This window comes from Acidovorax sp. KPB24-03 (genome assembly GCF_057546605.1).
On record NZ_BAAJYR010000047.1, the window covers coordinates 1 to 21131 of the forward strand.

A 21131-nucleotide genomic window follows, 5' to 3' on the forward strand; every position below is an offset into this window, starting at 1 on the left:
AGGGTTCCGCCGCCCCGCCGGCCTCGTCCAGGCGCACGCCCAGTCCCGGGCGCGGCCGGATCCACCGGGCCAGCGCCCGCCAGAGCACCGCCGGTTCGATGGGCTTGGGAACGTGGTCGTTCATGCCGGCGGCAAAGCAGCGCTGGCGGTCGGACTCCATGGCGTTGGCGGTCATGGCGATGATCGGCAGGTTGGAGTGGCGCGGGTCCGCGCGCAGCGCGCGCGTGGCGGTCTCGCCGTCCATCACCGGCATCTGCATGTCCATGAGCACGGCGTCGTAGTCCTGGCGCTCGATGCATTCGAGCGCGGCCTGCCCGTGCGCGGCCACGTCCACCACGAATCCGGCATCGCGCAGCAGCTCCAGGGCCACGAGCTGGTTCAGCTCGTTGTCCTCCACCAGCAGCACGGTGGCGCCGCGCACGGCCAGCGGCGGCTGATCGCCGCCGGGCTGGGCCAGGTGGGCCTGCGTGGGCATCCAGCCGTGCTCCAGCGGCTGCATGAGCGTGTCATACAGCACCGAGGCGCTCACCGGCTTGACCAGCACGGTCTCGATGCCCTGGGCGCGGGCGGCGAGCATGACCTCCTCGCGACCGTAGGCGGTGACCATGAGCATCTGCGGCACGCGGTCCAGGCCGATCTCGCGGATGCGGCGGGCCAGCTCGATGCCGTCCATGCCCGGCATGTGCCAGTCGATCAGCAGCAGGCCGTAGGGGTGCCGCTCGTCGATGCCCTGGCGCAGCGCGGCCAGCGCCTGCAGGCCGGACTCCACCTCGGTCGTCTCGAAGCCCATGGCCTGCAGCATGTCGGATAGCACGGTGGCCGCCGTCTGGTTGTCGTCGACCACCAGCACGCGGCGCCCTCGCACGCCGGGCGGCGGCCGCAGTGCGGGAACGGTCATGCCGCAATCGAGCGGCAGCGTCACCCAGAAGGCCGAGCCCTTGCCGGGCTCGCTCTCGGCACCCACCTCGCCGCCCATGAGTTCGGCCAGGTTCTTGCAGATGGCCAGGCCCAGGCCGGTGCCGCCGTAGCGCCGCGTGGTGGATGCATCGGCCTGCTGGAAGCTCTGGAACAGCCGCCCCATCTGCTCGGGGGTCATGCCGATGCCGGTGTCGCGCACCTCAAAGCGCAGCAGCACGCGCTGGCCCGCGCGCTCGAGCACGCGCACCAGGATGTGGATCTCGCCGCGCTCGGTGAACTTGATGGCATTGTTGGCGAAGTTGATGAGGATCTGCCCCAGCCGCAACGCATCGCCCACCAGGTGCGCGGGCACGTCGGCGGCGGCATCGAGCACCAGCTCCAGCCCCTTCACGCCCGCCTTGTAGCCCACCACGTCGGCCACGCCCTCCAGCATGCGGTCGAGCACGAAGGGCTGCTTTTCGACGATGAGCTTGCCAGCCTCGATCTTGGAGAAATCCAGGATGTCGTTGATCACGCCCAGCAGGTGCTGGCCGGCCTGCTGGATCTTGGAGACGTAATCGCTCTGGCGCGGCGTGAGGCCCGATTTGAGCGCCAGGTGCGACATGCCGATGATGGCGTTCATCGGCGTGCGGATCTCGTGGCTCATGTTGGCCAGGAAGTTGGATTTGAGCGCGGTGGTCTCCTCCGCCATCTCCTTGGCGCGGCGCAGCTCGCGCTCGGCCCGCTGGCGGTCGGTGATGTCCACGAAGGTGCCGATCACGCCGCCCGGCGTGCCATCGGGCCTCTGGAACCCGTGCAGCCAGAACAGCGTGTGGTGGATCTCGCCGTCGGCATAGGGCAGGTCCACCTCCTTGTGCACCGACTGCGCGCCGCTCAGCGCGAACTGCGCATCGGAGTCGAAGGCGGCGCGCTCGGCCTCGGACAGGTAATGCAGGTCCAGCACGGTGCGGCCGATGAGGTCGTCGCGCCGCACGCCGAAGGCGCGCTCGTAGGCGCGGTTGAAACCCACGTAGCGTCCCTCCGCGTCCTTGTAGAACAGCGGCACGGGAATCGCGTCGATGAGCGCCTGCTGGAACACCAGCTGCTCGGCCACCTGCGCCTCCAGCAGCTTCTGGTCGTTCACGTCCACCTGCACGCCGATCAGTCGCCGCGCGCGGCCTTCGTCATCGCGGATAATGCGCGCCGCGCACAGGAACCAGCGCACCTCGCCATCGTGCCGCACCACGCGCCAGGAGTCCTGCAACTGGCCGTCGCTGCCAGCCAGGGCGCTGTCGATGCGCGCCTGGGCGCGGGCCCGGTCCTCGGGATGCAGGCGGTCGAGCCAGTCCTGCAGGCTGCGCCCTTCAGGCTGCGGCGGCACGCCGTACAGGGATTCGAGCTTGTCGCTCCACACCAGCCGGTCCGAGGCCAGGTCCAGGTCGAACACGCCCACCTTGCCGGCCTCCTGCGCCAGCGCCAGGCGGTCGTTGATCTCGCGCATGGCTTCCTCGGCCGCGCGCGCCTCGCTCACGTCCTCGATCACCCACAGGCACGAATCGCTGAAGCCGTCCATCTCCAGCCCGCGGCCGGACACGCGGGCCTCGAACGTCGTGCCGTCCAGTCGGTGCAGCGTGCAGACCTCCCGGACCGCCTCGCCCGCCGCCAGCCGGGCGCCGGTGCGCTCCAGAAACACGCCATGGCCCTGCGCGCCGCCGAACATCCGCGACACGGAGTGGCCGAGCAACTCGGTGGCCGAGCCTTTCATCAACTCGGCGAATGCCGGGTTGAACTGGCGGAACACGCCGTCGCACACCAGCAGGATGGGCGGCGCGTTGTCGAAGATGGCGGTCTGCTGGGCCAGCAGGTCGTTGAGCAGGCGCTCGCGCCGCTGCAGTTCGTGGTGGGCGGTGATGCGGTCGGTGACGTCCTCGTGCAGCCCGACGATGGCGATGCGCCGGCCCCGCTGGTCGAACACAGGCGAGAGCGTCGCCTCTTCATGGAACAGGGTGCCGTCCGCCCGGCGGTTGATGAATTCGCCGCGCCAGGACTGGCCCGACAGCAGCCGCGCCCACAGTTGCTGGTAGGTCTCGGGTGGCGTCTGGCCGCTGGAGATGACCGAGGGCTTGCGGCCACGCACCTCCTGCAGCGTGCGGCCGCTGTTGCGCTCGTACTCGGTGTTGACCCACTCGATGCGCCCCTGCGCGTCGGTGATGACCACCGCCACCGGGCTGGTCTGCAGCGCCGCGCCCAGCACCTGGAACCGCTCCATCGCGGACGTCATGCGGGCGCGGTGGCGCAGCATCTCCAGCATCATCCCGCCCATGAACAGCAGCAGGGCGAACGTACCGCCGCCGATCAGCCAGCGCCGCGACGGGGGAAGCAGCGCGCTCAAATCGTCCAGCGCGACAAGCTGCCAGGTGCCGTCGGGGTCCTTCCAGTCGAGGGGGTGCTTTTCGAGCGCGTAGGTCGTCCCGTTCACCACCACCTCGCGCGCATCGAGCCGAAACGGCAGCGCCGACGCCACGCCGTTGTCGAAGACCTTGCCGAACTGCCGCTGGTCGCGCACGGCATCGATGCGTGCCTGGGTGAGCGGCGGCGCCATGGCGTAGCGCCATTCAGGCCGGGTGGCCGAAAAGGCCACGCCCTTGGGCGACATCAGCAGCATGGGGTAGCCCGAGCGGGCCATCTGCGCATCGAACGCGTCGAACGACACCTTGACCATCACCACGCCGATGATGGCGCTGGCCGGCGAATCGCCCTCGTACAGCGGCGCGGCGTAGTACAGGCCGCGCTCCTGCGTGTTGCTGCCCAGGGCCGGGTACACGTTCACGCCGCCCCGGATGGCCTGCTTGAAATACGGCCGGTAGGCCAGGTTGATGCCGGTGGACGGCGCGCCCGGCGTCTCGTGCGCCACCACGGTGCCATCGCGCGACAGCACGTACACGCCGCTCATGAGGAATCGGCCGCGCACCACGGCCAGGCGGGCGAGCGCCTCGGGCGCATCGGGGGGCAGCTCGCCGGTCGCCACCTCTTTCAGCGCGGGCTCGCTGAGCCCCAGCAGCGTCACGGCACCGAGGATTGGGCTGCCCATGCTCTGGTTGAGCAGCGAATCGGCCGTGTGCGCCAGCTGGCGGCTGCGCTCTTCCCCCCGGCCCGACGCACGCACGTGTGCCACGGTTTCGACCACCAGCCACGCACCGAGCAGCGCCATGGCGATGACCAGCGCGGCCCCCCGGCGCCACCGCGCGTCGCCCATGGCGTGGTCGTGCAGGCCGCCGATGCCGCCGGAGCGGGTGCTCACCGCCATGGGCCGGTACCCCATGCCGCCGGCCGGCCCCGGGGGCCGAAGGTGGTCGCGCAGGTAGCGCGCTCGCTATGCATTCGTGGAGACACCATCACAGTCGCTTTGAACCTTCCATCACGGCAGGACACACACACTGGTCAGGACATGCCTGAGGGGCACGCGCCCTGCAGTATGTCAAAACGTAACAGTTCTTGGAACCTTTTACTTCCAAGCCGTTTCTGGACAATCGGGATGTACCCGCGCCCGGCCCGCTGCGGCCAGGGCACCGCCCTGTCAAAACCGGGGGGTCAACCGGTCCTGTTCGTTTCCCATCTCGCCCGGCCGGCGAGCGGCCGCCCCGAAGCGGCCCGCCCATCCCGCCGCCGTTTCTTTTCTTGCCACCCCATCCCAAGGAGCCCCCTCGACGATGCTGGATTTCCTGTCCCTCTCCCCCTGGCTCGCCACCTTGCTCGGCGCCAGCCTGGCCGCCATGGCCGGTGCCATGGCCCACCGCATCGCCGCGCTGCTCGCCCTGCGGGCCACGCGCGGGCTGCCCGTGCTGCAGACCGTCGTGCAGGCCTGCGTCCCCGCCATGCGCGTGCTGCTGCCCCTGTTCGCCACGCAATTGGTCTGGGTGGCCGCGGCCGATACGCTGCCCCACCTCGGCACGGTGCGGCACCTCACGGGGCTGGCGCTCATCGCGGTGACGGCCTGGGCGCTGATCGCCGCCATCGGCGGGGTCGCGGACGGGCTCATCGCCCGCTACCCGGCGAACGTGGAAGACAACCTGACGGCGCGCCGCGTGGCCACGCAGGCCCGGGTTCTGTCGCGCACCGCCATGACGGGCGTGGTGATGGCCGCCGTATCGCTCATGCTCATGACCTTTCCTGGCGCACGGCAGGTGGGCGCCAGCCTGCTGGCCTCGGCCGGCGTGGTCGGCATCGTGGCCGGTATCGCGGCACGGCCGGTGTTCAGCAACATCATCGCGGGCCTGCAGATCGCGCTGGCCCAGCCCATCCGCATCGACGACGTGCTGATCGTGCAGGGAGAATGGGGCCGCGTGGAAGAGATCACGGGCACCTACGTGGTGCTGGCCATCTGGGACGAGCGGCGGCTGATCATCCCGCTGCAGTGGTTCATCGAGAACCCCTTTCAGAACTGGACACGGACCAGCTCGCAGATCCTGGGCACCGTATTCCTGTTCGCGGACTACCGCCTGCCGCTGGACCCGCTGCGTGCCGAACTGGACCGCATCCTGGAGACGGCACCGGAATGGGACCGGCGCGTGAGCGTGCTGCAGCTCACCGACGTGACCGAGCGCACCATCCAGATCCGCGTGCTGGTCTCGGCCCGATCGTCGGGCCTGGCGTTCGACCTGCGCTGCCGCGTGCGCGAGGCGCTGGTCACCTTCATCCAGCGCGAATACCCGGACTGCCTGCCGCAGGTGCGTAGCCCGCAGGAGACCGCGCGTGCCGACGCATCGCTCGCCCCGTCGCCGTGACGACCACCCACAAACCCCTATTGCAGGAACTCCGTTTGCCACGCGGCGCTGGCGGCCATGCCATGTCTTTTGACATAGGCGGTTGGAGCGCTTGCAGGTATAAAACGCAGTTACTAGAAAGACGAGCGGAATGACCCAAAGGGCGGCGGAAATACTGGTGGTGGACGATCATCCCGAGACGGCGGAGCTGGCAGCGATGGCCCTCCAACTGGATGGTTTTACCGCTGCGATTGCCAACAGCGGCGCGGACGCGCTGAACTACATCGAAAAGCACCAGCCGGCCTGCGTGCTGCTGGATTTCGACATGCCAGGCATGGACGGCCTGGAACTGGCGCGGCGCGTGCGCGACAAGCACAACGACGATATCGTCCTGATCGCCCTGACCGGCTGGACGGACACCAACGACCGCGTCACCGAACTGCTGGCGGTGGTGGACCACCACTTTCTCAAGCCCGTCGATTGGCGGCGCCTCACGGGCATTCTGTCGCCGCTGCGCTGAACGCTTTCGCTGGGCGAAGGTTGCGGCTTCAAGGCGCCGCGCAGAAACCCCCTCCCCTGCCTTCACGACGCCTTCGTTCTCCGCCGCGCGGCCTGCCGCCATCGGTTTCCCCGCGCTGCCACTCAGACCTCTTTCCCCGGGCATTGCAGGCCCTCTCGACCCACAAGCGACACGGCGAGCGGCCCTCCACGACACCGCAGCGACGCCTCGCCCGGCGATTTCGCACGGGGGCCTTGCCCACCCGGGGGAAAATCGGCGGATTCATCCCCACGCGAAGCCACATGGCCGCAGGCGGAAGATGCTCCGAAGACGAACGGCGCTTGCGCCACCAAGATGGGTCGAACATGAAACTTGCCACCTGGAACATCAACTCCCTTTCCGTGCGCCTGCCCCAGGTGATCGCCTGGCTCGCCGACAACCCCGTGGACGCGCTGTGCCTGCAGGAACTGAAGCTGGTGGACGAAAAGTTTCCCCATGACGCGTTGAAGGAGATCGGCTACCACGCGGTGGCCTTCGGCCAGAAAACCTACAACGGCGTTGCCATCCTGAGCCGCACCCCGCTGCGCGACGTGGTGCGGAACATCCCCGCCCACGAAGACGCGCAGGCCCGCGTGATCGCCGCCACCCTGGACACCCCGGACGGCCCCCTGCGGCTGGTGAATGGTTATTTCGTCAACGGCCAGGCGCCAGGGTCGGAAAAATTCGCCTACAAGATGCTGTGGCTCGAAGCGCTGCACCGCTGGCTGCGTGAGGAACTGCAGGCGCACCCGCGCCTGGCCCTGCTGGGCGATTTCAACGTGGCCCCCGAAGACCGCGACTCGTTCGATCCGGTGGGCCTCAAGGACACCATCCACCACACCGTGGAGGAACGCGGCCATTTCCAGCAGCTGCTGCAACTGGGCCTGACCGACGCCTACAGACTGTTCGACCAGCCCGAAAAGAGCTACTCGTGGTGGGACTACCGCATGCTGGGCTTCCAGAAGAACCGCGGCCTGCGCATCGACCACATCCTGGTGAGCGAAGCGCTGCGGGCGCGCGTGACCGCTTGCACGATCGACCGCGCGCCGCGCAAGAACCCGCAGCCCAGCGACCACGCGCCGGTCGTCGCCACGCTGGACTAACCAACGAAGCCGCGGCCCCTCGCGGGCCAGCGGGGGTCAGCGACGGGCCGTGCCCGCCAGCCCCATTTCCACATCCAGCGGCCTGCGGGCGGTGGGCCCCAGGCGCTCCTGCGCCCAGGCCATCACGTTGGGCGCCTGCTGCCAGCCGTCCTGGATTTTCCGGGCGGCGTATGCACCGCCCTGGGCCACATACGGGACCCCGATTTCGATCAACCCCGACATGAGTCCGAACAGCATGACCGACGAGGCCCGCTTGCCCGCCAGCATGCCGGCATCGGCCCGGTCGGGGGGCAGCGATGCCGGCGATCCTGCGAGGTCGATGCTGGCGTTGGCGGCAAAGAGCTCGGACGCAAACAGGCCCACCGTGGCCACCACCGCGACCGGCACGGGCGAGGTCACCAGGGATTTGGCGCCCTGCAGCGCCGACGGGCCCATGGCCTTGATCCTGTCGCCCCAGGAGGCCTGGGTCTTGTCGATGACTTCGGGCAGGTCGTCGCGCAGCAGCATGCGGGCGTCATATGGCACCGTCTGCGACAGCTTCATCACGTTTTTCGCCCCGGCGGCCAGCATGCCGCCGAACCCATCGATGAAAGTCGCGTCGATGCGGTCCGCCCAGGCACGGTTCACGCTGTGGTCGCCCCGGCCCTCGATGGCAGCCTGGATGTAGGGCTCCACCGTCCTGGGCAGGTTCTTGGCCACGTTGAGACCCGCCGAAACGCCCGCGTTCTTCAGAATCTCCGCGTGCGGATCCGGCCGCAACGACGCCGGCAACCGGGCGTTGCCGCCATAGTCGTTGTAGATGCCGGGCTTGATGATGGCCCCGCCCACCACGCTGGTGAACACATCGACCGCGCCCACGCCGACGCCCACCGCCAGCCCCAGCAGCGAGGGATTCCTGAGCAGCGTCAACGGCAGCATCGCCACCAGCTTTTCGTTGGCCGCCGTCATGCCGGCCATGTAGCCCGCGCCATCGGCAAAGCCCATCCCGATAAAACTCAGCACCGCATCGTGCCGCCACGCCTGGCTCAGGAAATCGTGGAGCTTCTTCGGGGTGTCGATGCCTTTCGTGAAAAGCACTTCGGTGTTGCGCTCCAGCCGCGCGACCACGTCCGGTGCCTGCGCGACGGCCGGGCCCAGGAGAGCGGCGATGGTGTCCTCGACAACGTCATGCAATGCCTCCTCCCGAGGGGGAGACGTTCTGCCAGAGAAATAGACCGATGTCTGATCGGACACACTGTCGGACAGGTCAACCTCGACGAACGAAGCGGCCTCCAGGAAGATTGACCCAGGCGCGGCGGCATGTACGTCTCCGGCCGGCTGCACCAGCCCCGATGGGCGCGGCAATTCGGCCCGGGGCGAAGGCATGGCGGCACCGCCGTTCACCCGGCCAGAGCGCGGAAAAAGCGGCTGCAGCCCGTCGGAAGACACCGTGGTGCGCGTACGGGAGCGTTGCTGGGGCTCAACCCTGTTGGCATTGGCCTCGCGCCGATCGGCACCAGGAAAGCTCTGCCCCCGCTCGGGGACCGGTCGCCGTGCGGATACCGGGCTGCTGTAGATTGCGTTCATGAAATCCCCCCCTTGTGTTGTGAACGAAATGGTCGACCGGGTTGTTACAACACCGGTGAACCGCTCACTCTAGGGTTCGTCCATGGACCGTTCAAAGCCCCCAGGCGAAGCGCCGCAGCACGATGCGAACGGATGTGAGGAATTGCCCGCAGACGCAAAAAAGCCCCGGGTCCGGGGCTTTGGGGGTATTGGGTTGCAGCGAAATGGACGCCGCCATGGTCACCGCGGTGGCGGTGACAGCGGCTCCTCAGCTTTCGCAGAACCGGCTATACAAGCGTTATGCCGCAGCCTGGAAGCGATTGCGCAAGGCACGCACTTCGTCGTGGTTGCGCTGCGCGCCCTCGGCCTGGCATTCCACCATGGCACGCACGTTCGCCGGCAGGGACGCCTTCAGCGCCTTGCGGTAACGGGCCACGGCCGCGTCTTCGCCGCGCTCGCACTCTTCCAGCACCGCCTTGTCGTCACGGGTGGACATCGCCGCCTTCACGGACACCCAGCCGCGGTGCAGTGCGCCGGACATGGAACCACCGCTGGAAGGCTCGCCGCCATGGTTGCGGATTTCGCGCTCCAACTCGGTGGCGGCCGCCGCACATTCGCTGGCGTGGCGCAGGAAAATGCCCTTCAGTTCAGGCGAGTCGGCATGCTCGGCCGATGCCTTGAAGCCGTACTCGCCGTCGCGGCAGGATTCGAGCAGGTCGTCCAGCACATCGACCACGTCGTCGTTGTCCACCAGGGCAGTGGTGTTGTCGTAGGTGTTGCCGTAAGCGGAGTCGGAGCCCAGCGTGGTGCCACGGCCTGCGCGCTCCCAGGCGGCGCGGGCAGCGGGGCGGGCCTCTTCCCACTCGAGGCGGCTGGTGGAACGTGCCGTGCCCCAATCGCGGGCCAGGTTGGGTTCGACGGCGTCGAAATCGCCGTCGTAGCGGCCAACCGAACTCCAGCCCAGCTCGTAGGCGGGACGGTATTCGTCATAGGCGCGGCCCTTCACGTAGTAGGGCTCGCGGTCGTAGCTTTCACGCCAGTAGGCATCTTCCACGGTGGGGTTGACCGACTCGGCGGCGGCCTTGCCGGCCAGACCGCCGACCACGGCACCCGCCACACCGCCGACGGCCGCGCCGATCGGGCCGCCGAAGGCACCGGCCGCCGCTCCCGCCATTGCGCCACCAGCAGCGCCGACGCCGGTGCCCACGGGGTGCGCGCCAGGCTCGTTGGTCAGAGGGTCGCGGTTTGCATCGTTGAAATCGGACATGAAGTAACTCCGGTTGGTTGAACAGTGCCTTCATTCTTCAAGGCATCCATTGCGCCGGAGGTCGGCCTGTGCACCGCACGCCTGTAGGACTCGTGCCTGCACAGGCCTGTGTGAAAACACTGGCCGAATATTGCTTCTTTGCTACAAAATTAATAGCTACATGCCGGCATTTTCATTGCCGTGGAGGCCTTTTTTTTCATGCATCTTCGGGCGCGTCCAGGCCCAGCTCCTGGATCTTGCGCGTGATGGTGTTGCGGCCAATGCCCAGGCGCTGCGCCGCCTCCATGCGCCGGCCGTGCGTGGCGGCCAGCGCCGTGCGGATGAGGCGCGACTCGAAACGCCGCGACAGCGCATCCCAGACCTCGGTCTGCCCCCCGGACAGCAGCTTGTGCGCCTCGGCCTCCAGCGCCTGCTCCCAACCCGGCGAGTCCGCCAGGATCGCCTGCGACGCCCCGGCCGGCGGGAAGGCCGTCCCCAGGGCCGGTGCGGCAAACACCCGGTCTTCCCGGGGCACCGCCGCCGCAGGAATGGCCGGTGCAGTGCCTTGTAAAGCCGGGGCCGCCAGCGTGGAAACCGGCGCCTCGCTGCGCGGCTCAGGCACGGCCGGTGCAGCTTCCAGTGGCGCCGCCGCCACGGGCGCCTCCAGCACTTCGGGCGGGAGGTCCTGCAGCGAGATCACCTGCGCCGGCGCCATCACGGTCAGCCAGTGGCAGATGTTCTCCAGCTGCCGCACGTTGCCAGGAAAGCCGAACTGGCCCAGCCGGACGAGCGCGGCGTCGGAGATGCGCTTGGGTTCCACGCCCAGTTGCCGCGCGCTCTGCTGCAGGAAATGCCGCGTCAGCATGGGCACGTCTTCATGGCGCTCGCGCAGCGCGGGCAGGCGCAGCCGGATGACGTTGAGGCGGTGGAAAAGGTCTTCACGGAACACGCCGTCCTTCACCCGGCGTTCCAGGTCCTGGTGGGTCGCCGCGATCACGCGCACGTGGGCCTTGACGCCGGCATGGCCACCTACCCGGTAGAACTGGCCATCGGACAGCACGCGCAGCAGCCGCGTCTGCAGGTCGAACGGCATGTCGCCGATTTCATCAAGGAACAGCGTGCCGCCTTCCGCCTGCTCGAAGCGCCCGCGCCGCTGCGTCTGCGCGCCGGTGAAGGCGCCGCGCTCGTGGCCGAACAGTTCACTCTCCAGCAGGTCTTTCGGGATGGCCGCGGTGTTGATGGCCACGAAGGGGCCGCCGGCCACGGGCGAATGCTTGTGCAGCGCGCGCGCTACCAGCTCCTTGCCAGAACCCGATTCGCCGGTGATGAGCACCGTGACCTGGCTCTGGCTCAGCCGCCCGATCGCCCGGAACACGTCCTGCATGGCCGGGGCCTGTCCCAGCATTTCAGGGGTGGCGGTCTGGCGCTCTTCGGTGACTTCTTCGCGCTGGCTTTCTTCGACGGCGCGGCGGATCAACTCCACCGCCTTGGGCAGGTCGAAGGGCTTGGGAAGATATTCGAAAGCGCCGCGCTGGAAGGCCGAGACCGCGCTGTCCAGATCGGAATACGCCGTCATGATGATGACGGGCAGGCCCGGCTGCTGTTCGCGCACTTTCTCCAGCAGTTGCAGGCCCGAGCCACCCGGCATGCGGATGTCGCTCACCAGCACCTGCGGACCTTGCCGCTCGGGATCGCCGGGGGTGATTTCAGCCAGCGCTTCCAGCACCTCGCGCGGGTGGGTGAAGCTGCGCGTCGGCAAGCTCTCGCGTGCCAGCGCCTTCTCTAGGACGAAGCGGATCGAGGGGTCGTCATCTACTATCCAGATCGGCTTCATGTGTTGGTTCTACCTTGTTCCCATGGATTGCTTATCGGGACCTCAAGGCAAGGGAATGAGGATTCGGAAATCGGTGCGACCCGGCACGCTGTCGCACTCGATTAATCCGTGGTGCCGCTGCACAAAGGTTTGCGCCAGCGTCAGCCCCAACCCCGATCCCCCATCACGCCCTGTCACCAAGGGATAGAAAATCCGCTCCTTGATGGCTTCGGGCACGCCCGGTCCGTTGTCGATGACATGCAATTCCAGTGCCAGCCGATAACGCTGCCGGCCGAAGGTGACCTGGCGCGCCACGCGTGTGCTCAACGTGATCAGCGCGTCGCCCACGCCGATGCGATCCGTGAGCACCTGCGCCGCGTTCTGCACGATGTTCAGCAGCGCCTGGATGAGTTGTGCGCGGTCGCCGCGGAACTCGGGAATGGAGGTGTCGTAGTCACGCTGCACTCGCAGCCCCTGCGGGTACTCGACCAGCACCAGCGACCGTACACGCTCGCACACCTCGTGGATGTTCACGTCGCCCACCAGGTGCGGATGGCGGTGCGGTGCCAGCAGCCGATCCACCAGGCTCTGCAGCCGGTCCGCCTCGTGGATGATGACCTGGGTGTATTCGGTGAGCTCGGGATTGTCGAGCTCCATCTCCAGCAACTGCGCCGCGCCGCGAATGCCGCCCAGGGGGTTCTTAATCTCGTGCGCCAGGTTGCGGATCAGCTCCTTGTTGGCCAGCGCCTGTTCACGCAGGCGCTCCTCGCGGTCCTGCCGGGCCTGAGCCTCCAGGGGCCACAGCTCGACCAGGATCTCGCCGGTGTGCTCTGCGACCGCCAGGTGCACATGAACGGGCATCGCATCCTGCTGCTGTGCACGGCGCAGCGCGGCCTCGAAGCGCAGCGCGGCGAAGTCCTGTCCGCGCGCTCCGGCAAGGGCTGTCTGCAGCAGCGCCGGGTCGGAAAAATAGCCGCTGAAGTCAGAGCCTTCGAGCGTGCGCCGCGACAGCCCCAGCATGTTCTCCAGGGACGCATTGGCGAACAGCACGGCCCCGTCGGGTTGCAGCACGGCCACGAGCGTGGACACGAGGTCCAGCGCCTGGTAGCGCGCCGTATCGGGTTTGGAAGAAGCCACCACGCTCAGCGACTGGCCGCGGGCAGGCGGGCGAGTTCGCGCTTGATGCCGGCCACATCGCTGTCCGCGCGGGCGAGGCTGGCCTTCAGCTCGGCGGTGCGCTCCATCCACAATTGGGGGTTGCGCAGTTCGAGGGCCGTGCGCTGGGGCTCGCCGTTGTTGTATTCCTTGGCGATCTCGGCCTGACGTGCCTCGGCCTTGCGTAGTTCGGCTTCCAGGATGGCGCGCGCATCGGAGTCCCTCGCGCGCTGGTCGTTGGTGTCCACCCGGGGGGCGTTGGCGGGCGAGGTGCTGGCGCTCGGCGCGCTGCCACCCGAGGCCGCTGGCGTCCCGCCTGGCCGCGCACCCTGCACGACCGTCACATTGCCGCCTTCGACCAGTTTGCAGCCACGCTCCTTGGCCTGGCTGGCATTGTTGGTGTATTCATTGCCGCAGCGGTAGATGCGATCCTGCGACCACGCGGCGGGCGCCACGGCGGCGATGGCCATCAGTGCGATGAGTGTTTTTTTCATTCAGGTTCCTCGCAAGGCATGCCGGCGGCATGCGGGAGATGCCAGGGGAGTATCTCCCAATCGCTGGGCCTCGCCAATCGGCGCCCCCGGTCGGGAGCGGTTATTCGCCCAGGGACCACGGCGCTGGCAGCGCCATGAAAAAAGGCGGCCGAAGCCGCCTTTTGGTGGGGTGTCCCGTGGCCGCAGCCCAGGGATCACAGCGAGTAGTACATATCGTATTCCACGGGGTGGGGAGCCATGCGGAAACGCGTGACCTCGCCCATCTTCAGGTCGATGTAGGCGTCGAGCATGGAATCGGAGAACACGCCGCCCTTGGTCAGGAAGCCGCGGTCCTTGTCCAGATACTCCAGCGCTTGATCGAGGCTGTGGCACACGGTCGGCACCAGCTTGTCTTCCTCGGGCGGCAGATGGTACAGATCCTTCGTGGCGGCTTCGCCGGGATGGATCTTGTTTTCCACGCCGTCCAGGCCGGCCATCATCAGGGCCGAGAAGCACAGGTACGGGTTGGCCGATGGATCGGGGAAGCGTGCCTCGATGCGGCGGCCCTTGGGGTTGGCCACGTAAGGAATGCGGATCGAGGCCGAGCGGTTGCGGGCCGAGTAGGCCAGCTTCACCGGGGCTTCGAAGCCGGGCACCAGGCGCTTGTAGCTGTTGGTGCCAGGGTTGGTGATGGCGTTCAGGGCACGTGCGTGCTTGATGATGCCGCCGATGTAGTACAGGGCGAAGTCCGAAAGGCCGGCATAGCCGTCGCCAGCGAACAGGTTCTTGCCGTCCTTCCAGATGGACTGGTGCACGTGCATGCCGGAGCCGTTGTCGCCAGCGTAGGGCTTGGGCATGAAGGTCGCGGTCTTGCCGTAGGCATTGGCCACGTTCCAGACCACGTACTTCAGGACCTGCGTCCAGTCGGCGCGCTCGACCAGCGTGCTGAACTTGGTGCCGATCTCGTTCTGGCCAGCGCCCGCCACTTCGTGGTGGAACACTTCGACAGGGATGCCCAAAGATTCAAGGATCAGGGACATTTCAGCGCGCATGTCCTGCGTGCTGTCGACGGGGGGCACGGGGAAGTAGCCGCCCTTGACCGTGGGACGGTGGCCGCGGTTGCCACCTTCGAGCTTGGCGCCGGAGTTCCAGGGCGCTTCGTATTCTTCGATCTCGAACATGACCTTGCCGGGCTCGTTGGACCAGCGCACGCCGTCGAAGATGAAGAATTCAGGCTCAGGACCGAAGAACGCCGTGTCGCCCAAGCCGGAGGCCTTCAGGTAGGCCTCAGCGCGCTTGGCGATGGAGCGGGGGTCGCGGTCGTAGGCCTTGCCATCGCCCGGCTCGATCACGTCGCATTGCAGGAACAGCGTGGTTTCCTCGAAGAACGGGTCGATGTTGGCGGTGTTGGGATCGGGCATGAGCTGCATGTCCGAAGCTTCAATGCCCTTCCAGCCCGCCACCGAAGAGCCGTCGAATGCGTGACCCGAAGAGAACTTGTCCTCATCGAAATGGGACACGGGCACAGTCACGTGCTGTTCCTTGCCGCGGGTATCGGTGAAGCGAAAGTCAACAAACTTGACCTCGTTCTCCTTCACCATCTTCATCACGTCTGCAACGGTCTTTGCCATCAGGTTCTCCAGGATTTAAGCGCTTGTTGAAAAAAACACCACAAAAGAAAAGCAGGTTGCGTGCCAGCCAGGTGCTGCAATGCACTAAGGCGGAGCACGCCCTCCTCCAAACCTGCCGCGCCACCGAATTTGCACCACTAAAGTGCAAATCATCGAGCGCAGCGTTGTTTCAAATATCTCGCACCATTTCAGGGCCGCAGTTTGCACCAAATTCATGCAAAGCCGCCTGCAAAGCGGTCCAAGCGGCAGGTACAAGCTCTGCAGGCCCCTTGACGCCGAGTTCGATATGGCGCCCGTGCACGGGATGGTCCACGCTCGGCAAGCTGAAAACACGTACCGACGCGTGCTGGCTTTCAATACGCTCCATCAACGGCGTCAAAGCTGCCTCCATCGCGCCGTAGACGACGACGGAGTGCTCGGTTTGGGGCGCACGGTTGAACCACTGCGCACAGTGATGGTCCAGCACCCACTCCACCATCGGCCACGCCATCACGGGAAAGCCTGGCACGAAGTGCACGGCACCACCGGCACTGCCATCGCATGAAAAACCAGGAATCTTGTTGTACGGATTCGGGATGATGCGAGCTCCCTCGGGAAACACCCCCATGTTCAGCCGGTGCACATTGTCCGCACGGTCGGGTTCATAAGCCACGCCCTGCTCCATCGCGACATCCTGCATCCGCTCCCGAATCAGCGATTCGGCCTCCGGATGCAATCGGAGCGGAACGCTCAGCGCGCGCGCAGCACACTGGCGGGTGTGATCGTCGGGCGTGGCACCGATGCCACCACAGGAAAACACCACATCCCCGGAAGCAAAGGCTCGCTGCAGGGTTGCGGTGATGCGGCCTGGGTCGTCACCCACATAGTCGGCATAGGCCAGCTGCAAACCGCGCGCGCCCAGCAGCTCGATCACCTTTGGCAGGTGCTTGTCGGCGCGCTTGCCGGACAGGATTTCGTCGCCAATGATGATGAGTCCGAAAGAGGGGGTCATGGTGTCGGGTTTGCGAGGGCAATGGGGGGAAGGATGGGGGCTGGTGGAGTGCCAACGCCACCACCAGGACCGCCAGCGTGCTCGGCGCGCAACTGCTGCAGCGCGTCCAGCGCGTAGTGGGTAAACCACAAGGAGGAGAAGGCGAACACCAGGGTGTAGATCCAGACGGCCAAAGGAATCAGGACGAAAAACGCCGCGGCGAACAACACCCCGGACGCCCAGACGATTCCAGGCGCTGCCCCCAGGTAGCCGCACAAGATGCCGATGGTCAGCAGGCGCATACGGTGGCGCTTGAAAATGGCTTCGCGCTCCTGTCGGCTCGCATGCTCGGCCAAGGCGTCAAACGCCATGACGCGATAGGTCAGCCAACCCCAGATCAGCGGTGGCAGCACCAGCACCAACGGTGGAATGAGCCAGAGCGGAACGGACACCACCAGCGCCGCCATGGCGGCCATCGTCGCGCCGAGAGACCATGCCAGGCTGGCCACCATCGACGCGCCGCGCTTGCGCTCCAGCAATGGGAAACGGCGCCTGGCCACGACTGTCACGAGAGCAGGCGTCATGATCACTGCGACCACCAGCACCGAAACGATCATGATCACCGGTGTCGAGAGAACCACCACGATCAAAGGAGCGATGGCGGCGGGTGCCTGCTCGATGCCCCAGGCCTGGAACCATCCCCACACCATCGCCAGAATGTCCGATGACTCCAACGCCGAGCGGACCGCCTGCACCGCAATGCCCCAGAAAAAATGACTGGCCACCCAGGCCAGCAGCAGCATGAGCAGCAACGGCAGCAGGGAAAGCGCAATCACGCGGGGGTGCAGGCAATAGGCGGCAGCGCGCCAGAAGGAATCGATCAGCAATGCCATGGCGCGAGCATAGCGTGGACACGAGTCCAGTCGGCGGCTAGGCTTTGCCCAGCAGGCGCAAAACACCTCGCCACTGCTGCGCCCAGAACCCTTGCCCATAGTTGCGAACGCGGCCATCCGGCCCTGGCTGGACCTGATCACGGACGCCGGTTGGATCGTATCGGAGTTCGAAATTGGCAGTCCGAAAGAGCATGTCCCACCAAGGCAGCAACACGCCGAAATTGCAGCCGCCCAACACCGTGACGGGCTTCTGAACGGGCTCGGCCTGGACATACCGCTCCGCCATCACTTTCGTTGGAGACGGGACTGAGCGCATTGCCACCGATTCATGCCCGATGCCGATCGCATGGTGCAGGCGGTGAAACCGGGGACTCACCCAGAGACGCTCCCCCCAGCGACCGAACCACAAACGCAAATTGGCATGATGGAAGTTCTCGCTCAACTGGGTCAAGGCCACAATGGCCACGAATTGGCCCGGGGCCACACCGATCAGTTGCGCCACAGTGACCACGATGGCATCCCGAAGCAGATCATCCAGAAGGTGGTTGCGGTTGTCGCTCCACATCGTCATTTGCCGCTGCGAATGGTGCAGCGAATGCAGCCGCCACCACCATTCGAAATGGTGTTGTCCGCGATGAATCCAGTAGTCCAGAAAATCAAACACTGCCAGATAAACCAGCAGGCTGACCCAAGGCAGGTCGGTCACGCCCGGCCATAACGCATCCAGATGGAACGTGCTGATCCCATCCATGCGCAGCGCACCGAAAAATGCATCCCACAACGGATCGACACTGAAAAAAAGCGCCAACCGGAACAAGCCGAGGCGGTGAATCAGTGTGTAGAGGATGTCCGTTCGCACCGCCGCCCGGTCAACCAGGGGCTCCACGGGCCGCCAGCGCTGCAGCGGCGCAATGATTGCCACCATCACGACCAACTGCAGCAATCCGACCAGCAGCCAGCCGGTGGCAGCATAGCCATCCTCCAACAGCCCCGCCATGCCCGTTGCGAACATGACAGGCTGAATCACCGACTCGAACAGCCATTGCTGTGCGGTGTCGAAACCGTTACTCAACCAATCCATCGCTCACAACTCCTGTACTGTCCATCGACTGTTTGGACTCAACGCTTGCCCGCCAGCCAATCACGGTAATCGGGATGGTCATTCAGCGTTCTGAAGCAGAACCCGCGCTGCTTCAACCCGTCGATCAGGGGCTCCAGCACCGTTGGAGCCCACGGGTCCTTCCGCGACCAGATACCCAGATGGGCCAGCAGAATGTCTCCGCCGCGAATATTGTCCAGCGCTTTCTTCAACAACGCTGCATTACTGAATTTCTCACTGGGCAGTTCATCGCCCAAGAAACCTGCCGGCGACCACCCCACGTGCGCATAGCCGCAGGATTTGGCAACGGCCAGAAGGCGAGGCGATGTCTTTCCGCCAGGCGCTCGGAAAAGTGGAAGGGGTGCCTTGCCCGTCACTTCGCGCAGGCGATCGGAAGCCCTTCGTATCTCGGTGCAGTACTGCTCTGCGCTGAGGGTCAAATCCTTGCCTGCCTGGGGGCCAGATGAGGAACGCACATGGAACTGCGGCGCATTCGGCGCACCAGCATCGGCGCGCCAATAGGTATGGTCCATCGTGTGAGAGGCAAAAGCATGCCCCTCTGCCGCCCGGGCATGCCACCACGGTGCCCACGCAGCCCCCAAACTGCCATCGCCCGTTTTTGTTTTTTCATTGGCTGCAAAAAAAGTGACGAGGACTTTTTTTTCGTTTAAGCACATCAGCAACCAAGGGGGCAATTTCCATGTGCCCCGTATCGAAGGTCAGGTACAGCGGTTTCTGACAATCCGCAGTTTCGGCCGCTAACGCAATATTGACGGGCACAGATGCTATTAAAAAAATAGCATACAGCCCTAAGAGCGTCTGGTTGCGCAATGCCATCTTTTCCTTGAGTCCTCACCGTGGAGCGTGCTGAAGGGTCCAGACGCCATGAGGCGATTTGCCCACATTGATTTTCTGAACGACCTTCCGTTCTACCGTGTCGATGACCAGCATCTTGCGAGCCCATCGGGCACTGACGTAGATCCATCGGCCATCGGCAGAAACGTCCATGCAGTCTGGTCCGCCAGGCGCCGGATAGGTATCGACCACTTGACGTTTGACCATGTCGATCTTGCTGATCGTATTGGCGACCCGATTGCTGACAAACACATGGCGCTTGTCACCCGCGCCGCGAAAAGCATGGGCACCGCTACCGGTCTTGATCCTTTGGACGCTGCGAGGCGCATTTTCAGACACGTCGAACACCTCGACGCTATCGCTGCCAGTCAAACCGATGAACAGGAATTTATCGTCTGGGCTTCCGTAGATATCGGCCGGCATGGCGCCGGTCTTGATTCGCCATTTGATCTTCTGGGTTGCGATGTCGATCGCCACAAGTTCATCACTGTCTTGCATCGTGGAGTAGACCGTTCGGCTCTGGCTATCCACCCAAAGATGACTCGGGGTTTTGGCCGTCGCCACCCTTTGTACCAAAGTCAGGTCTTTGCCATCCCAACGATAAAAGTCCACGTGGTTCAAGCGATTGGCCGCGGTGATCAACCACTTCATATCGGGGGTGAACCGCAAATGGTAAGGATCAACAATGCCTCGCACCGTGCGTTGCACTTGAGAGGTCTTCGGATCAATGAAGGTCAGCGTATCTGCCAACGCATTTGCCACTACGAGAGATTTCTCGTCTGGTGTCAGGTACATGTGGTGCGGCTCTTTCCCCGTGGGAATCCGAGAGGTTTCCGTCCAAGTAGCCGGATCAATCACGCTGATATCCGCTTCAAGCGAGTTCAGCACGAACACAGGAGGCGGTGACGAAGGGGCCGCACTGACCACGGTCGCAGCAAAAAAAAGTCCACCCCAACAACGCACCGCGGAAACATCCGCCAAATGAAAACTTCACAGCATGTACTTTCACAACACGCGGCAGTGTAGCCGGTGCAAGTACACCGCATCTGCCCATTCAGGTAACAACCCAGCGCCTCTTCAACCACCCCAAGAGACCAAGATTGACGGTCGGCGGCAGGCTAGCTCGTCAATGCTGCAAGATCCTTGTCATCAAGCCATTTCCACTGCCCTGGCGCCAGATCCGCCGGCAATGCCAGATTGCCGACACGCGACCTGTGCAATGTCTCTACCCGGTTCCCCACTGCAGCGAGCATGCGTTTGACCTGATGGTACTTACCCTCCGTCAAAGTAAGGCTTACACCGTGATCGGATGTCTGAACACAAGCAGCGGCTTTTACCGCAACAGGATGGTCATCAAGCACCACGCCTTCGAGCAAGCGAGCAATTTGAACTGCACTCACAGGGTGTTTCGTCGCCACTTCGTACACTTTGGGAACATGTTTTTTGGGAGAACTCATGCGATGAATGAATTGCCCGTCATCGCTGAGTAACAGCAGTCCCGTGGTGTCTTGATCCAAACGCCCTACCGCTTGCACACCCTGTATCGCACTTTTACAGGGTCGTTGTCGCAACGGCACAGGCAGCAACGTATAGACACTTGGGTAAGTGGAAGGCTTCTGAGAGCATTCGGTCCCAGATGGCTTATGAAGCATCACATAGGCTTTGGGTTGGTACACCCATGTTTCCTCTTGAACCTGAAAACGCAATCCATCCGGAGTTACGTCAACGGAGGAATCAACGCAAACGCTGAATGCATTAGCTTCCGGGTCAAACAAGCGAACTAAACCTCGTTGAATCAACCCTGCACATACCCTTCGTGTTCCGAAACCCTGAGAATAAAGAATATCTTGTAATTGCATGTGACTACAAATGTATTACTTGATTCAAAATTTTCTTCCCCAAAGCAAAACGCCCAACATCGTTGGATGTCGGGGCGGTTTGGGCTGTAAGAGCCTGACGATGACCTACTTTCACACGGGAACCCGCACTATCATGGCGCAAAGTCGTTTCACTGTCCTGTTCGGGATTGGGAAGGAGTGGTACCAACTTGCTATGGTCATCAGGCATAACTTGGAGCTACCTTGATGTGATCAAGGTGGCGAATTCATAGAGTTTGGAATCAGCTTGTATTTTGTACTGCGTCACTTTGG

15 protein-coding genes, 1 rRNA gene and 1 pseudogene are annotated in these 21131 nt (G+C 64.7%); 3 read left to right on the top strand and 14 right to left on the bottom strand.

Going from position 1 to position 21131, the window contains the following annotated elements; translation table 11 throughout:
- Window positions 1-4204 (bottom strand): PAS domain S-box protein (locus AC27KI_RS08550; RefSeq protein WP_487113438.1); only part of this gene is annotated, 4204 nt, incomplete at its 3' end.
- A 403-nt stretch (window positions 4205-4607) separates the two neighbouring features.
- Between AC27KI_RS08550 and AC27KI_RS08555 the strand changes: the two genes are divergently transcribed.
- The 3 genes from AC27KI_RS08555 (at window position 4608) to xth (ending at window position 7301) form a co-directional block, all read left to right on the top strand.
- A complete protein-coding gene (locus tag AC27KI_RS08555) occupies window positions 4608-5681 on the top strand; it encodes a mechanosensitive ion channel family protein (RefSeq protein ID WP_487113440.1) in 1074 nt (357 codons plus the stop codon).
- A 130-nt stretch (window positions 5682-5811) separates the two neighbouring features.
- Window positions 5812-6180: a response regulator gene (locus AC27KI_RS08560; RefSeq protein WP_284427740.1), complete on the top strand. Its 369-nt coding sequence runs from the start codon at window positions 5812-5814 to the stop codon at window positions 6178-6180.
- Window positions 6181-6524: 344 nt separating this feature from the next.
- Entirely contained in the window at window positions 6525-7301 is a 777-nt protein-coding gene (xth, locus tag AC27KI_RS08565) for an exodeoxyribonuclease III (protein WP_284427739.1), read from the top strand.
- Between the two features lie 36 nt (window positions 7302-7337).
- Here xth and AC27KI_RS08570 read toward each other — a convergent pair whose 3' ends face one another.
- The 13 genes and pseudogenes from AC27KI_RS08570 to rrf all read right to left on the bottom strand — a co-directional run bounded on the left by AC27KI_RS08570 (window position 7338) and on the right by rrf (window position 21045).
- Window positions 7338-8867, bottom strand: coding sequence for a hypothetical protein (locus AC27KI_RS08570; RefSeq protein ID WP_487113442.1), 1530 nt, complete (start codon window positions 8865-8867; stop codon window positions 7338-7340).
- A gap of 277 nt (window positions 8868-9144) precedes the next feature.
- A complete protein-coding gene (locus AC27KI_RS08575) occupies window positions 9145-10113 on the bottom strand; it encodes a ferritin-like domain-containing protein (protein WP_487113444.1) in 969 nt (322 codons plus the stop codon).
- A gap of 196 nt (window positions 10114-10309) precedes the next feature.
- Window positions 10310-11926: a nitrogen regulation protein NR(I) gene (gene ntrC / locus AC27KI_RS08580; RefSeq protein ID WP_284411661.1), complete on the bottom strand. Its 1617-nt coding sequence runs from the start codon at window positions 11924-11926 to the stop codon at window positions 10310-10312.
- A gap of 42 nt (window positions 11927-11968) precedes the next feature.
- The gene (gene glnL / locus AC27KI_RS08585) at window positions 11969-13045 is read right to left on the bottom strand and encodes a nitrogen regulation protein NR(II) (RefSeq protein WP_487088788.1); all 1077 of its coding nucleotides are present in this window, start codon (window positions 13043-13045) and stop codon (window positions 11969-11971) included.
- A 2-nt stretch (window positions 13046-13047) separates the two neighbouring features.
- Window positions 13048-13554: a hypothetical protein gene (locus tag AC27KI_RS08590; RefSeq protein ID WP_487088790.1), complete on the bottom strand. Its 507-nt coding sequence runs from the start codon at window positions 13552-13554 to the stop codon at window positions 13048-13050.
- 194 nt (window positions 13555-13748) lie between these two features.
- Window positions 13749-15164, bottom strand: a complete 1416-nt coding sequence (gene glnA, locus AC27KI_RS08595) for a type I glutamate--ammonia ligase (protein WP_272551879.1) — start codon at window positions 15162-15164, stop codon at window positions 13749-13751.
- A 169-nt stretch (window positions 15165-15333) separates the two neighbouring features.
- Window positions 15334-16155 carry a competence/damage-inducible protein A gene (locus tag AC27KI_RS08600; RefSeq protein ID WP_317355782.1) on the bottom strand — a complete coding sequence of 274 codons (822 nt, stop codon included), beginning with the start codon at window positions 16153-16155 and terminating at the stop codon, window positions 15334-15336.
- Complete coding sequence (locus AC27KI_RS08605; RefSeq protein WP_487088793.1) at window positions 16152-17027, bottom strand: EI24 domain-containing protein; 876 nt, start codon at window positions 17025-17027, stop codon at window positions 16152-16154. Before AC27KI_RS08605 ends, AC27KI_RS08600 begins: the two co-directional genes overlap by 4 nt.
- A gap of 37 nt (window positions 17028-17064) precedes the next feature.
- Complete coding sequence (locus AC27KI_RS08610) at window positions 17065-18108, bottom strand: sterol desaturase family protein (RefSeq protein ID WP_487088795.1); 1044 nt, start codon at window positions 18106-18108, stop codon at window positions 17065-17067.
- Between the two features lie 38 nt (window positions 18109-18146).
- Window positions 18147-18963: pseudogene (locus AC27KI_RS08615) on the bottom strand (polysaccharide deacetylase family protein).
- 15 nt (window positions 18964-18978) lie between these two features.
- Entirely contained in the window at window positions 18979-19908 is a 930-nt protein-coding gene (locus AC27KI_RS08620) for a YVTN family beta-propeller repeat protein (RefSeq protein ID WP_487088797.1), read from the bottom strand.
- Between the two features lie 191 nt (window positions 19909-20099).
- On the bottom strand, window positions 20100-20840 hold the full coding sequence (locus AC27KI_RS08625) for a 16S rRNA pseudouridine(516) synthase (protein ID WP_487088799.1): 741 nt from the start codon (window positions 20838-20840) through the stop codon (window positions 20100-20102).
- A 92-nt stretch (window positions 20841-20932) separates the two neighbouring features.
- A 5S ribosomal RNA gene (rrf, locus tag AC27KI_RS08630) occupies window positions 20933-21045 on the bottom strand.
- Window positions 21046-21131: the final 86 nt, after the last annotated feature.